This is a genomic window from Pseudomonas allii, assembly GCF_055380095.1.
Map to the genome: position 1 here is coordinate 2,482,478 of NZ_AP039450.1, position 13,009 is coordinate 2,495,486.

14 protein-coding genes are annotated in these 13,009 nt (G+C 62.6%); 11 read left to right on the forward strand and 3 right to left on the reverse strand.

All coding sequences use genetic code 11. The annotated features are described in order from the left end of the window. Positions 1-167: 167 nt before the first annotated feature. From ACZ445_RS11410 to rtcA, 3 genes are read left to right on the forward strand one after another with little or no spacing between them, the layout of a single operon-like run. Positions 168-1,394 carry an RtcB family protein gene (locus tag ACZ445_RS11410; RefSeq protein ID WP_464708334.1) on the forward strand — a complete coding sequence of 409 codons (1,227 nt, stop codon included), beginning with the start codon at positions 168-170 and terminating at the stop codon, positions 1,392-1,394. 13 nt (positions 1,395-1,407) lie between these two features. Further along, positions 1,408-2,196: a nucleotidyltransferase domain-containing protein gene (locus ACZ445_RS11415; RefSeq protein ID WP_179028740.1), complete on the forward strand. Its 789-nt coding sequence runs from the start codon at positions 1,408-1,410 to the stop codon at positions 2,194-2,196. Positions 2,197-2,204: 8 nt separating this feature from the next. Further along, on the forward strand, positions 2,205-3,230 hold the full coding sequence (gene rtcA / locus ACZ445_RS11420; RefSeq protein WP_464694029.1) for an RNA 3'-terminal phosphate cyclase: 1,026 nt from the start codon (positions 2,205-2,207) through the stop codon (positions 3,228-3,230). Here the strand turns inward: rtcA and ACZ445_RS11425 are convergent. Further along, the gene (locus ACZ445_RS11425) at positions 3,227-4,270 is read right to left on the reverse strand and encodes a LacI family DNA-binding transcriptional regulator (protein WP_464705177.1); all 1,044 of its coding nucleotides are present in this window, start codon (positions 4,268-4,270) and stop codon (positions 3,227-3,229) included. The genes rtcA and ACZ445_RS11425 overlap by 4 nt on opposite strands. 162 nt (positions 4,271-4,432) lie before the next feature. Here ACZ445_RS11425 and ACZ445_RS11430 point away from each other — a divergent pair, with 162 nt between their 5' ends. From ACZ445_RS11430 to ACZ445_RS11450, 5 genes are read left to right on the forward strand one after another with little or no spacing between them, the layout of a single operon-like run. Next, positions 4,433-5,527 carry a fatty acid desaturase family protein gene (locus ACZ445_RS11430; RefSeq protein ID WP_464705178.1) on the forward strand — a complete coding sequence of 365 codons (1,095 nt, stop codon included), beginning with the start codon at positions 4,433-4,435 and terminating at the stop codon, positions 5,525-5,527. Between the two features lie 28 nt (positions 5,528-5,555). Further along, complete coding sequence (locus tag ACZ445_RS11435) at positions 5,556-5,876, forward strand: MocE family 2Fe-2S type ferredoxin (RefSeq protein WP_058426960.1); 321 nt, start codon at positions 5,556-5,558, stop codon at positions 5,874-5,876. 2 nt (positions 5,877-5,878) lie between these two features. After that, positions 5,879-7,078, forward strand: coding sequence for an NAD(P)/FAD-dependent oxidoreductase (locus tag ACZ445_RS11440; RefSeq protein WP_179028743.1), 1,200 nt, complete (start codon positions 5,879-5,881; stop codon positions 7,076-7,078). A 1-nt stretch (position 7,079) separates the two neighbouring features. Beyond that, the gene (locus ACZ445_RS11445) at positions 7,080-7,898 is read left to right on the forward strand and encodes a sugar phosphate isomerase/epimerase family protein (RefSeq protein ID WP_179028744.1); all 819 of its coding nucleotides are present in this window, start codon (positions 7,080-7,082) and stop codon (positions 7,896-7,898) included. Between the two features lie 50 nt (positions 7,899-7,948). After that, a complete protein-coding gene (locus tag ACZ445_RS11450) occupies positions 7,949-8,911 on the forward strand; it encodes a Dyp-type peroxidase (protein WP_179028745.1) in 963 nt (320 codons plus the stop codon). Positions 8,912-9,043: 132 nt separating this feature from the next. Here the strand turns inward: ACZ445_RS11450 and ACZ445_RS11455 are convergent, their stop codons facing one another. Further along, on the reverse strand, positions 9,044-9,916 hold the full coding sequence (locus tag ACZ445_RS11455; protein ID WP_058426956.1) for an undecaprenyl-diphosphate phosphatase: 873 nt from the start codon (positions 9,914-9,916) through the stop codon (positions 9,044-9,046). Positions 9,917-10,085: 169 nt separating this feature from the next. Here ACZ445_RS11455 and ACZ445_RS11460 point away from each other — a divergent pair, with 169 nt between their 5' ends. Then, positions 10,086-10,592: a GNAT family N-acetyltransferase gene (locus tag ACZ445_RS11460; RefSeq protein WP_058427153.1), complete on the forward strand. Its 507-nt coding sequence runs from the start codon at positions 10,086-10,088 to the stop codon at positions 10,590-10,592. On the opposite strand, the gene ACZ445_RS11465 is transcribed toward ACZ445_RS11460, so the two are convergent. Then, positions 10,570-11,514 (reverse strand): GlxA family transcriptional regulator, encoded by a 945-nt coding sequence (locus ACZ445_RS11465; protein ID WP_058426955.1) that lies wholly within the window; start codon positions 11,512-11,514, stop codon positions 10,570-10,572. The two genes, ACZ445_RS11460 and ACZ445_RS11465, sit on opposite strands and share 23 nt — an antisense overlap. Positions 11,515-11,687: 173 nt before the next feature. On the opposite strand from ACZ445_RS11465, the gene ACZ445_RS11470 reads away from it, so the two are divergent. Together ACZ445_RS11470 and ACZ445_RS11475 are read left to right on the forward strand one after the other, a co-directional pair. Then, positions 11,688-12,317 carry a TetR/AcrR family transcriptional regulator gene (locus ACZ445_RS11470; protein ID WP_058426954.1) on the forward strand — a complete coding sequence of 210 codons (630 nt, stop codon included), beginning with the start codon at positions 11,688-11,690 and terminating at the stop codon, positions 12,315-12,317. Then, complete coding sequence (locus ACZ445_RS11475; protein ID WP_058426953.1) at positions 12,314-12,991, forward strand: type 1 glutamine amidotransferase domain-containing protein; 678 nt, start codon at positions 12,314-12,316, stop codon at positions 12,989-12,991. Before ACZ445_RS11470 ends, ACZ445_RS11475 begins: the two co-directional genes overlap by 4 nt. The last annotated feature ends 18 nt before the right edge of the window (positions 12,992-13,009 follow it).

A 13,009-nucleotide genomic window follows, 5' to 3' on the forward strand; every position in this document is an offset into this window, starting at 1 on the left:
TGAGGGGTTGTCACCGTTTTTCAAAAGCCCAAACTGCAGTTGTTTAAATTATCCATATAAAACAATCGCTTATAAATTATTTTAGAAATAGGGAAAAACGTGGCACGTCCGCTGCAATCCCTCAGCCAACGCCGCAGCGCCGGCCTACACACAAAAGAATCGAGATCATGCAAGAGACCACCTACCAACTGCTGGAAGTCGCCAACGGCAAGCCGATCAAACTCTGGACCCAGGGCGTGCCTGTGGAGCCTGAAGCGCGCAAGCAACTGATGAACACCGCCCAGATGCCGTTCATTTTCAAGCACCTCGCGGTGATGCCCGATGTGCACCTGGGCAAGGGTTCGACCATCGGTAGCGTGATCCCCACCGTGGGCGCGATCATCCCGGCGGCGGTGGGCGTGGATATCGGCTGCGGCATGATCGCTGCGCGTACCACGTTGATGGCCGGCGACTTGCCCGACAACCTCCACGGCCTGCGTTGCGCCATCGAGGCCGCAGTACCCCATGGTCGGACCCGTAGCCGAAAGGGCCGCGACAAAGGCGCGTGGGAACATGTACCGGCCCAGGCCGATCAGGTGTGGTCGGCGCTGCATCCACGCTTCAAGGCGATCACCGACAAGTACCCGCAACTGGAACGCAGCAACAACCGCCACCACTTGGGCACTCTGGGCACCGGCAACCATTTCGTCGAGGTGTGCCTGGATGAAGCCAACCGTGTGTGGTTCATGTTGCACAGCGGCTCGCGTGGAGTGGGGAATGCCATCGGCAACCTGTTTATCCAACTGGCCCAGGCGGATATGCGTCAACACCTGGCCAACTTGCCGGACCGCGATCTGGCGTACTTCGAAGAGGGCAGCCAGCACTTCGATGACTACGTGGAAGCCGTGGGCTGGGCCCAGGATTTTGCCCGGCAGAACCGTGAGTTGATGATGCGTGCGGTGGTCCAGGCCACGCGCCAGGTGATCAGCAAACCGTTTGAAGTGGCGCTGGAGGCGGTGAACTGTCATCACAACTACGTGCAGAAAGAGCGGCACTTCGGCGAAGAGATCCTGGTTACGCGTAAAGGTGCGGTGTCGGCGAAGAAAGGTGAGCTGGGGATTATCCCGGGCTCCATGGGCGCCGAAAGCTTCATTGTGCGTGGGCTGGGTAACGAAGAGTCGTTCTGCTCCTGCAGCCACGGCGCCGGGCGCACCATGAGCCGCACCAAGGCGAAGAACACCTTCACCGTGGCCGACCAGATCCGCGCCACCGCCCATGTGGAGTGCCGCAAGGACGCCGATGTGATCGACGAAATTCCGATGGCCTACAAGGACATCGACCAGGTTATGCACGCCCAGCGCGAGCTGGTGGAAGTGCTGCACACCTTACGCCAGGTAGTGTGCGTCAAAGGCTAAGAGGGGAAGCAAGATGCAAAAGGATGAACGCCACCCATTGAGCGACGCCATGCGCGCGCGGGTGCTACAGGAGCTTGACCGCATAGAGCGCGAACGCAATGTCACGGTGCTGTATGCCTGTGAGTCCGGCAGCCGGGCCTGGGGGTTTGCGTCCACCGACAGCGACTATGACGTGCGCTTTGTATACGTGGAAAAACCCGACTGGTTCATGCAGGTAGATGCGCCGCGCGATGTGATCGAGCGTCCGTTGGATGACGAATTGGATGTCAGTGGCTGGGAGTTGCGCAAGACCCTGGGCCTGCTGCGCAAATCCAATCCCACGTTGCTGGAATGGTTGGACTCGCCGCTGGTGTATCGCCAGCACGTCGAGGCCACACAGCCGTTGCGCGCCTTGGCAGAGACGTTCTACAGCCCGCCAGCGGCGCGCAGTCATTATCTGTCAATGGCCAAGAAAAACTTCCGTGGTTACCTGCAAGGCGACACGGTGCGGTTCAAGAAGTACTTCTACGTGCTGCGGCCATTACTCGCGGTGCGTTGGATCGACCTCGGGCTGGGCCGCCCGCCGATGACGTTCGCCGACTTGTTGAACACCGTGGATGACGCGCAACTGCTCGATGAAGTGGCAACCCTGCTGGCGTTGAAACGCAATGCCGGGGAAGCGGCCTACGGGCCTCGGCGTCCGGCGCTGCACGCGTACATACAAGCTGAATTGGAACGCAGCGTGCCTGGATTGCCACGCACCCATGCGGATTCACGACAACTGGACCAGTACCTGCGGGACACGGTCAAACGCTTTGCTTAAGGATGACGATGAAACAGGACGTGATTGAACTCGACGGCGCCATCGGCGGTGGCCAGGTACTGCGCAGTGGCCTGAGCTTGTCGATGGTGACCGGGCTGACCCTGCGGATTAAAAATATTCGCGCCAAGCGCAGCCGGCCAGGGTTGATGCGTCAACACCTGACCGCTGTGCTGGCGGCGGCGCAAGTCTGTGGGGCCCAGGTACACGGTGCGCAATTGGGCTCGCAATCCCTGGTGTTCGAGCCGGGGCCGATTCAAGGCGGTGAATACCGCTTCAGCATCGGCACCGCCGGCAGTTGCACCCTGGTGTTGCAGACCCTGCTGCCGGCCTTGCTGCGCGCGCCCACGGCCAGTCGCGTGACGATCTGCGGCGGCACCCACAATCCGCTGGCACCGCCGGTGGACTTTTTGCAGCGGGCCTGGCTTCCGCTGTTGCGGCGCATGGGCGCGGCTATCGAATTGAGCTTGAACCGGTATGGGTTTGTGCCCGCCGGTGGTGGTGAGTTGGAGGCGTTCATTCAGCCAGCGCAACTGGCACCGTTGCAGTTGATGCAGCGCGGAAAACTGCTCGAAGCCCGGGCGATAACGCTTAATGCCGGGTTGCCTGCCCAGGTCAGCGAACGCGAGTTCAAACGCGTGCGCCAGCGCTTGTCGTTCGATGAGTCCCAGTTGTGCCCGATTGAGATCGACCCGGAACAAGGTCCGGGCAACGTGCTGATGCTGGAGTATGTCCACGAACACGTCACCGAAGTGTTCAGCGCTTTTGGCCAGGCCAACCTGCGCGCCGAGACGGTGGCTGACCAGGCGATCGAGCAGGCCATGGAATGGAAGGGCACCGACACGGCGGTGGGCGAACATCTGGCCGATCAATTGTTGTTGCCGATGGCATTGGCTGGCGGTGGTCGTTTCACCACACCGCATATGAGCGACCATCTGCACAGCAATATGCAGGTGATCCAGCGCTTCCTGCCCGTGCGGATTGAGAGTCACGTGCGGGAGGAGGGCGGCTTGATCATCGAGTGCCGCGCCCGCTAGAGGTTCTCCGACGTCACAATCTGCGGCGGTATATACACCCGCTGCCGCGCCGGATCGAACCCTTGCGCACTCTGCAACTCCACCATCAACTGCACCAACGCCGTCGCCGTCTGCCCCGGTTGCGAGTCCATCACCACATCGATCAAGCCCTGGCGCAGCGCCTGGCGCGACAGCTCGGTGGACTCCTGCAAAATGCAGCACAACGCCGGCCGCTTGGGCAACTGCGCCAGGGCGCTGATGATGCCATCGCCGCCGCCGCCCACCACGCACAGGCCGCGCAGGTCGCTGTGGCGGCTGATCAGGTCGAGGGTGGCTTCTTCGGTGATGTCGCAGTTGTCCAGGTTGATCAGTGGCTCCAGCGGCTTGAGCCCCGGCGCGTGCTCGGCCAGGTAGCTATGCAGGCCTTCGACCCGTGCCTGGTGGCCGAGAAAACGATGGCCGCCGAGCAGGATGCCCACGCTGCCTTTGCGCGCGCCGCAGGTGCGCGCGAGCAACCAGCCCATGGTGCGGCCGACCACATGGTTGTCCTGGCCCACGTAGGGTTCATCGGCATGTTCATGGATATCCGAGAGCAGGGCGACCACCGGCACGCCGGCGGCGCGGATCTGCGCCAGGCACGCGTTGATCAGCGGATGGGCGAAGCTGACCACCGCCAGGCCATCGCACTGCACGGCCAGTTGTTCGATCTGCGCGACGATGGCGCTGGGCGAGCGATCCACGATGTACTCGAACTGGCACGTCAGGTTGGCGTTGGCATGCTGTTCGGCAGCCGTGCTGATTGCCTGCGCCAGGCTGGCATAGAACGCCTGGGCGGTGGCCAGCAACAGGATGCCGAAGCGATAGGTCGGCCGACGTTCGCGAATGCGCTGGCCGATCAGCCGCGCCGCGAAATACCCCACCGCTTCGGCCGCCTGGAACACCTGCTCGGCGGTCTCGGGATTGACCGGCGCCCGCGCATTCAACACGCGGTCGACGGTGGCCACACTCAGCCCAGCCTGGGCGGCCACGCTGGCGATGGTTGGGCGTTTGTTGTTGTTCATGACTGGCCCCTTGAGCGTCTTGATAGAAAACTATCAAGCCCCGCTGGGGCTGGATGATAGCTTGATAGGGAATGGATTCAAGGCCTTGAGGGTGAATAACCGGTTCTCTAAGGTGGGTTTCACACAGCACCAGAAACCACCCGCTTGCGGAGAACAATAACAATGCCTGGACACACCGCTCCTCTCACCCGTCGCGACTACAGCCTCACCGGCCCCGAAGCCGCCCGCGCCGTTGAAAAAGGCCTGGTCTCGGCCAGTTGGTACCAATCGCCGATCTCGCGTAAACGCATGAAAGAACTGATGCAGCGCCGTGACGGCCCGGCGCTGCTCGACACGGCGATCTGGGTGATCGCACTGTTTGCCAGCGGTTTTGGTGGCTACTGGTTCTGGGGCACCTGGGCCTGCGTGCCGTTCTTCCTCGTCTATGGCGTGCTGTATGGCACCGCGTCCAACCCGCGCTGGCATGAAACCGGCCATGGCACCGCCTTCAAGACCCGCTGGATGAACGACGTGCTGTACCAGGTCGCCAGCTTCATGTGCATCTTCGAACCCCACGTGTGGCGCTGGAGCCATGCCCGGCACCATACCGACACCATCGTGGTCGGCCGTGACCCGGAGATCGTCGAACCGCGTCCGCCGAGCTTCCTGATGATGGGCCTGAGCCTGTTCAACCTGCCCCTGGCCTGGAAGACCTTCAGCGGCGTGGCGCGTCACGCCATCGGCAAGATGAGTGCCCAGGAAGCGGACTTCATCCCCGAATCCGAATGGCCCAAGGTGTTCCGTGCCGCGCGTATCTGGGTCGGCATTTATGCCGTGGTGATCGGCACCGCGTTGTACCTGCATAGCTGGTTGCCGCTGATGCTGGTGGGCCTGCCGAGTATTTATGGCGCGTGGCTCGGCTATCTGTTTGGCCTCACGCAGCATGTTGGCCTGGCCGAAGATGTACTCGACCACCGCAGCAACTGCCGCACCATTTACATGAACCGCGTGCTGCGCTTTATCTACATGGACATGAACTACCACCTCGAACACCACATGTACCCGATGGTGCCGTACCACGCCCTCGCGCAACTGCACGACGAAATCCGCAGCGACTGCCCGCCGCCCTACGCCAACCTGTTCGAGGCATTCAAGGAGATCCTGCCGACCATCTGGAAGCAGCGCAGCGACCCCACCTATTTCGTCCAGCGCCCGATTCACCCGAATACGCCTCCGGCTGCCCATGCGCCGGTGCATGCAGAAACCGCTGCCGGTTGAACCCCACCCAAGCACAAGAGAAAACGCCATGAACGATCAATGGATCGACGTCTGCGCCGTGGGCGAAATAGACGAAGAAGACGTGCTGCGCTTCGACCACGGGCCGCACACTTACGCGGTGTATCGCTCGGCTGAGAATGAATTTTTCGCCACCGCCGGCCTGTGCACCCACGAGAAAATCCACCTGGCCGACGGCCTGGTGATGGACCACGTGATCGAGTGCCCCAAGCACAACGGGCGCTTCGATTACCGCACCGGCAAGGCCCTCGGCGCGCCGGTGTGCGTCAACCTCAAGACCTACCCGGTGCGGGTCGAAGCGGGGCGGGTGTTGCTCGCCGTCACGGCTTGATCATGAACGATCCCTTGATCATCGTCGGCGCCGGTCATGCCGGTGGCCGTGCGGCGCTGACCTTGCGCGAAGAAGGCTACACCGGGCAGTTGATCCTGATTGGCGATGAGCCGCACTTGCCCTACGAGCGGCCGCCGCTGTCCAAAGGCGTGTTGCAGGGCACGGCGGACCTGGCCGGCTGCAGCCTGTGCGACAGCGCCCGGCTGGCCGAGTTGGGCATTGAGCATATCGTCGCTAACCCGGTGACGCAGTTGCAGCCGCAACAGCATCGGCTGCAACTGGCCGATGGCCAATGGCTGCGGTACGCCGGCCTGCTGCTGGCCATCGGCGGCCGGGCGCGCCGCTTGCCCCAGGCGCAGGCGAATGTGCTTTACCTGCGCACCCACGATGACGCCTTGGCCCTGCGTACTGCGCTGAAGCCTGGCACGCGGCTGGTGGTGGTCGGCGGCGGGTTTATCGGCCTGGAAGTGGCGGCGACGGCACGCGGCCTGGGCTGTGAGGTCACGTTGCTCGAAGCCGGGCCGCGATTGGCGGGGCGGGTGTTGCCACCGGTTATCTCTGAGGCGCTGCTGGCGCTGCATCGTCAGCACGGGGTCGACGTTCGCCTGAAGGTGGCCTTGGAGTCGATCCAGGCCGACGCCGCGCTGCTGATGGACGGGCAGCGTTTGCCCTGCGACCTGGTGGTCGTCGGCATCGGCATGCAACCCAATATCGAATTGGCCACGGCGGCGGGGTTGGACGTGGGGCAGGGCATTCGCGTGGATACGCACCTGCGCACCAGCGCGCCGGATATTTTTGCCGCCGGTGACGTGTGTGAGTTTCGCCTGGATGGCCTCTACCAGCGCCAGGAAACCTGGCGCAACGCCGAGGCCCAGGGGCGGCATGCGGCGCTGAACCTGCTGGGCCGTGACCTGCCGTTCGAGGCGCTCCCCGGATTCTGGTCCGACCAGTACGACTGGGGCTTGCAGACCGTCGGCGTGATCACGCCCTTGACGGTCAGCCGGCCATTGGCGGGCGGTGGCTTGCTGCTGTTTTACCTGGACGCCAATCACCGCTTGCAAGGTGCCTGCGGATGGGCGCCAGGCAACAGCGTGGCCAAGGACATCAAACTCTGCGAGCGCCTGATCAGCGCGCGACTGTCACTCGATCCCGCCAGCCTGGCCGACCCCGAACTGTCCCTCAAACACCTGCTGCGAGGCTGATATGCGCCAATTCCTGGTGTTCCAATCCCTGTGGGCCATGCAGACCGAACCCGGCCCACTCGAGGCTCAACTCGAGCGCATCAAGGCCGCCGGTTTCGACGGCATTACCGACCATTACTTCAAACCCGCCGATGTCGCCCGCCTGCACGCCGCCGCCACGGCGCAGGGCTTGCAGATCGAAGGCCAGTTGTTCCCGCAATCGGTGGATGACCTGGCCGCCGCTTTGGATGTGATCAGCGCCTACGGCTGCCACCACCTCACCCTGCAAGCCGATGTGCGCCCACGCACCCAGGCCGAGGCGGCGCGACTGGTGGAAGGCTGGCAGCGCTTGGCCGAGCAGGTGGATTTTCCGGTGCTGCTGGAAACCCACCGTTATCGCCTCACCAACGACCTGCTGTTCACCCTTGACCTGCTGGCACAGATGCCGGATTTGAAGCTGCTGGCCGACCTGTCCCACTACGTGGTCGGGCGTGAACTGCCGGAGCCTGGCGCCGCCGAGGACGATGCGCAGATACGCCGCATCCTGCGCAATAGCTGGGGTTTCCATGGTCGCGTGGCCAGTAGCGAGCAGGTGCAGGTGTCGTTGGACTTCCCCCAGCATCAATCCTGGGTCCGGCGCTTTACCGAGTGGTGGCGCTACGGGATCGAAGACTGGCTGGCGCGCCCGCAGACGCCGCAGAGCCTGTCCTTTACCTGCGAACTCGGCCCGCCGCCCTATGCGATCACCGGTGCGGACGGCCGCGAGATCAGCGATCGCTGGGCCGAAGCGCTGAAGATGCAGGCGCTGATGCGTGAGGTGTGGCGCAGTTGTCAGAAATGATCTGCTAATCTGCGCGGGTTCAATCTCGCCCTTTAGCCTGGACTTTCACCATGACCCCATCCTCCGTTCAGCCGCCCCTGGAACCGCAGTCTGTCTGCCACCCGATCACCACCAGCGCGATCTTCATGGTCGCCACCGTCGCCCCCGGCAGTGAGGACAGGGTACGCGGCTGGTGCGCCGATATCGCCGGGCTGGTGCGCTCGGTGGGCAAGCGCGTGCCGGCCGGCAACCTGACCTGCGTCTGCGGGTTTGGCTCGGATGCCTGGGACCGCCTGTTCGGCGCGCCACGCCCGGCGGCGTTGCACCCGTTCCGTGAGTTCGGCGTGGCAGGGCGCATGGCCGTGTCGACACCGGGGGATATCCTCCTGCATATCCGCGCCGAACAGATGGACCTGTGCTTCGAACTGGCCACCCACATCATGGCGGCCCTGGGCGACAGCGTGAAGGTGGTGGATGAGGTCCAGGGTTTCCGCTATTTCGACATGCGCAGCATCATCGGTTTTGTCGACGGCACCGAGAACCCGGTAGGGCGCAAGGCCGAGGGTTTCACCATCGTCGGCGATGAAGACAGCGAGTTTCGCGGCGGCAGCTACGTGCTGGTGCAGAAGTACCTGCACAACATGACCGCCTGGAACGGTTTGACGGTGGAGGCCCAGGAGAAAGTGATCGGGCGCACCAAATTGTCGGATATCGAGTTGGATGAACAAGCCAAGCCAAGCAACGCCCACAGCGCATTGACCGTCATCACCGACGAGAACGGCGAAGAAGTGAAGATCCTGCGCGACAACATGCCCTTTGGCCGACCCGGAGCCGGGGAGTTTGGCACCTACTTCATCGGTTATGCACGCTCGCCGCAGCCCCTGGAATTGATGCTGGAGAACATGTTCGTCGGCCGCCCGGTGGGCAATTATGACCGTCTGCTGGATTTCAGCACGGCAGTCACCGGCGGCTTGTTTTTCGTGCCCTCGGCCGACCTGCTGGAAGAGCTCGCCGACCGAACCGGCGGTCTATAGGCAACACAGAACAAATGTGGGAGAGGGCTTGCCCTCGATTGCGGAGTGTCAGCTGCATATAAGTTGACTGATGCACAGCTATCGGGGGCAAGCCCCCTCCCACGTTGGATCGGATGTGTTTTTTGAATTGAGTCAGCTCAACAGCCCAGTGCTGACCGCCACAATCAGGAACACCCCCAGCAGCGCACGGTAGATCACGAATGGCCAGGTGGAGAACCGCTCCAGGAACTTCATCAGACCCCAGATCGCAAAGAACGCCGAGATACTCGCCACGACCAGACCGAACAGCAAGTGCGGCCAGGCATGCGCCGGCATGTCGGCGTGCAGCAACACCCACAACTCCTTAAGCCCGGCGAGGGCGATGGCCGGCAGGCCTAGCAGGAAGGAGAAGCGCGCCGCTTCCTCACGCTTGAAATTGAGAAACAACGCAGCGGTCAGCGTGGAGCCGGAGCGCGATACCCCCGGAATCAACGCACCAATCTGCGCAATCCCTACGATCAACGCATCGCGCAGGCGCATTTCGCTCACTTCACGGGTGTGGCGTGCGCGCACTTCGGCCACGGCCAGCAACACCGCCATGACCACGCAGGAAATGCCGATCACCATCAGCCCGCGCAATGGCGAGTTGCATGCGTTCAAGGTCGAGGAAAGCGCCAGGCCGGCAATCCCGATGGGGATGGTCGCCAGCACGATCGCCACCGCCAGCTTGAACCAACGGTCGTTGTAGTCACCCCGACGCACCGCGCCGATGCTGCCGGTGGTGACCTGGCGCACATCGCGCCAGAAGTAACTGACCACCGCCGCCAGCGCCGCCAGTTGCATGGCCGCGGAAAACGCCGAACCGGGGTCTTGCCAGCCGAGCAGGGCAGGCACCACGCGCATGTGGGCGGTGGACGACACCGGCAGCAGTTCGGTAATGCCCTGGATCACGCCCAGGATGAAGATCTGCAGGTAATCCAGGGAGGCAAAACCCACATCCAGGCCGGCGGTACACATGTTGGTCAAAATAGGTGTCCTTGAAGAGCAGAGGCAAATTTTCACGAAGTTTATTCGAAATGTTTCAAGGTTTCGGCAGAGGCAACACCTATTTGCAATCGGTTCAGCAAGTAGAAAGGTTGGCCTCTGCCCGTGTTTTGTGAACAATGGCGCCCTGCGTTTTTTCACCGAGAGCCCCATGCCTGAAACCACCGTCGAATTGATCCAGACCGGCCCCGAAGAAGCCGAGTTGATCCGTAATCTCTACCAGTACTACGCCTATGAATCGTCCGATTGGGAACAGGAAGATGTGGAGGCCGATGGCCGCTTCTACATCCATGACGAACACCTGGCCCGCTATTGGCAAGACCCGCAATGGAGCGCCAACCTACTGCTGGTGGATGGCTACATCGCCGGCTTCCTGCTGATCGAAGGCAGCGAACTGCCGGGCATCGACGCCCTGGAACTGGCCGACCTGTTCATCCTCAAGCGCTACCGCCGCAAAGGCATTGGTCGCGCCATTGCCAGCCAGGTGCTATGCAGCGGCCAGGCCAATTGGCTGGTGCGGTTCTATGACCAGGATGAAGTGTCCCAGGCGTTCTGGCGCACCGTGCTGGATAACCTGCCGCGCCCGGTGCAGACGATAGAGCTGGAGGATGACCCGCAGTTGGTCAGTTACCTGATCACGCGGGCGGCGCTGCATTAAAAGCCTGCTGCATCACCTGCGGCGGCTGGCCGAACGCCCTTAAAAACGCCTGGCGCATACGCTCGCGATCACCAAAGCCGGTTTCGCGGGCCACCACCTCGACCGGGTGACGGCTGGTCTCCATCAGCGCCCGGGCGGCTTCCACACGCAGGGCTTCGATGGCCTTGGCCGGTGTCTGTCCGGTTTCCTCGCGGAACACCCGGCTGAACTGGCGCGGGCTCAGCCGGGCCACATCGGCCAGGGCTTCCACCGAGAGATCGTGGGTCAGGTTCTCACGGGCGTAGGCCAGGGCCAGTTGCACGCGGTCTGACTTGGGGTCCAGCTCCAACAGCGCCGACAGTTGCGATTGCTCACTGCCGCGACGCTGGGCAATCACCAGTTTGCGCGCAATGCGCCGGGCGAGGTCGCTGCCCAGGTCGTTTTCCACCATGGCCAACGCCAGGTCCACGCCGGCGCTCATGCCGGCACCGGTCCACACCTGGCCGTCGACGATAAACAGCTTGTCTTCTTCCAGGCGAATGTCCGGGTAGCGCTTGCGGAAGGCCGGGGCGTGAATCCAGTGGGTGGTGGTGCGCTTGCCTTCGAGCAGACCGGCTTCGGCCAGCACGAAGATGCCCATGCACAGTGAGGCGACGCGCCGCGACTGGGCGGAAGCGGCCTTGACCAGTTCGAGCAGGTTGGCTTCCGGCAGGCGGAATTCCAGGTAACCGCTGACGATCAGCGTGTCGTAGCCCTGCGGCCGGATCGGTGTGGTGTTCACCGAAAAACCCTGGGACGTCATCACCGCGCCGCCACTCTCCGACACCAGGTGAAACTCATAGGCCGGCTCGCCGCGCAGCAGGTTCGCGCACTCGAACACCGAACCCAGGCTGAGGCTCAGGGATTGGAAGTTCGGGTAAACCATCAGCGCAACGCTGTGCATCGTCATTCTCCAAGGGGCGCGGGAGAGGGGATTGTCGGCGCGTGCCGGGTAAACGGCAACTGCCTTCGCGGCATGTCCGGAATCCTTGCGGATCTGACATTGTGCGCGATAGCCCCGACTCCTAACATTCCCTCAACGAACTAGACGACTGGTCTAATCGGACGGGATCAAGCATGAGCAGCGAAACCAAAAGTGCAAGACAGACCATTCTGGACACCGCGCAACGTATTGTCGGTCGCAAAGGATTTTCTGCGGTGGGCCTGAACGAAATACTGCAAGCCGCCGAAGTACCCAAAGGTTCGTTTTATCACTACTTCAACTCTAAAGATGCGTTTGGCGTTGTATTGCTTGACCACTACTTCGACCACTACGTGCACGGCATGCAGCAGTTGTTTGAACAGCCGGGCTTGAGCCAGCACGCCAAGCTGATGCGTTATTGGCACAGTTGGATCAACAACCAGACCGGCTGCACCGACGCGGGCAAATGCCTTGCCGTCAAACTCGGTGCCGAGGTGTCAGACCTTTCAGAGCCGATGCGCCTGGCCCTGCAACGCGGCACCGCACGCACCATCGGGCTGCTCGCCGAGGCCTTGCAGCAGGGTGTCGAAGACGGCTCGGTAACGCTTACGCAACACCCCGAAAGCCTGGCCCAGCGCCTGTATGCGTTGTGGCTGGGGACCAGCGTCATGAGCAAGATCACCCGTACAGCGGCGCCGTTCGACCAGGCGCTGGGGTTGACCCGACAGTTGTTGGGGCATCCACACGACACTGACACTCACACCTATCGAGGCACTGGAAAATGAAAGTATTAATGGTACTGACCTCTCACGACCAGCTCGGCGATACCGGGCGCAAGACCGGCTTCTGGCTCGAAGAGTTTGCTGCTCCCTATTACGCGTTCAAGGACGCCGGCGCCGACGTGGTGCTGGTTTCCCCGGCCGGTGGCCAGCCGCCGCTGGACCCGGTCAGCGACCTGCCGGACTTCCAGACCGAACAGACCCACCGCTTCGCTGCCGACCCGGCCGCGCAACAGGCCCTGGCGACCACGCTGAAGCTGGATTCGGTCAACGCCGATGACTTCGACACGGTGTTCTACCCAGGCGGCCACGGCCCGCTGTGGGACCTGGCAGAGTCGCCGGTGTCGATCGCGTTGATCGAGTCCTTCGAGCGTGCCGGCAAGCCGATCGGCTTTGTCTGCCATGCGCCGGGTGCCTTGCGTCACGTCAAGGCGGTCAACGGTGAGCCGCTGGTCAAGGGCCGTCGCGTCACCGGTTTCTCCAACTCGGAAGAGGCCGCCGTGGAATTGACCGATGTGGTGCCGTTCCTGGTGGAAGACGAGTTCAAGAAGCTGGGTGGCCTGTATGAGAAAGGCGCTGACTGGCAGTCCTTTGTCATTACCGACGGCTTGCTCGTCACCGGGCAAAACCCCGGCAGTTCCAGCGATGTCGCCAAGGCCCTGCTGAAACTCACCGCTTAACTCAATAAACCGCTGCAA

Coding starts and splice junctions, on each gene's coding strand:
- ACZ445_RS11410 (WP_464708334.1), top strand. CDS start 168: ATGCAAGAGACCACCTACCAACTGCTGGAAGTCGCCAACGGCAAGCCG.
- ACZ445_RS11415 (WP_179028740.1), top strand. CDS start 1,408: ATGCAAAAGGATGAACGCCACCCATTGAGCGACGCCATGCGCGCGCGG.
- rtcA (WP_464694029.1), top strand. CDS start 2,205: ATGAAACAGGACGTGATTGAACTCGACGGCGCCATCGGCGGTGGCCAG.
- ACZ445_RS11425 (WP_464705177.1), bottom strand. CDS start 4,270: ATGAACAACAACAAACGCCCAACCATCGCCAGCGTGGCCGCCCAGGCT.
- ACZ445_RS11430 (WP_464705178.1), top strand. CDS start 4,433: ATGCCTGGACACACCGCTCCTCTCACCCGTCGCGACTACAGCCTCACC.
- ACZ445_RS11435 (WP_058426960.1), top strand. CDS start 5,556: ATGAACGATCAATGGATCGACGTCTGCGCCGTGGGCGAAATAGACGAA.
- ACZ445_RS11440 (WP_179028743.1), top strand. CDS start 5,879: ATGAACGATCCCTTGATCATCGTCGGCGCCGGTCATGCCGGTGGCCGT.
- ACZ445_RS11445 (WP_179028744.1), top strand. CDS start 7,080: ATGCGCCAATTCCTGGTGTTCCAATCCCTGTGGGCCATGCAGACCGAA.
- ACZ445_RS11450 (WP_179028745.1), top strand. CDS start 7,949: ATGACCCCATCCTCCGTTCAGCCGCCCCTGGAACCGCAGTCTGTCTGC.
- ACZ445_RS11460 (WP_058427153.1), top strand. CDS start 10,086: ATGCCTGAAACCACCGTCGAATTGATCCAGACCGGCCCCGAAGAAGCC.
- ACZ445_RS11465 (WP_058426955.1), bottom strand. CDS start 11,514: ATGCACAGCGTTGCGCTGATGGTTTACCCGAACTTCCAATCCCTGAGC.
- ACZ445_RS11470 (WP_058426954.1), top strand. CDS start 11,688: ATGAGCAGCGAAACCAAAAGTGCAAGACAGACCATTCTGGACACCGCG.
- ACZ445_RS11475 (WP_058426953.1), top strand. CDS start 12,314: ATGAAAGTATTAATGGTACTGACCTCTCACGACCAGCTCGGCGATACC.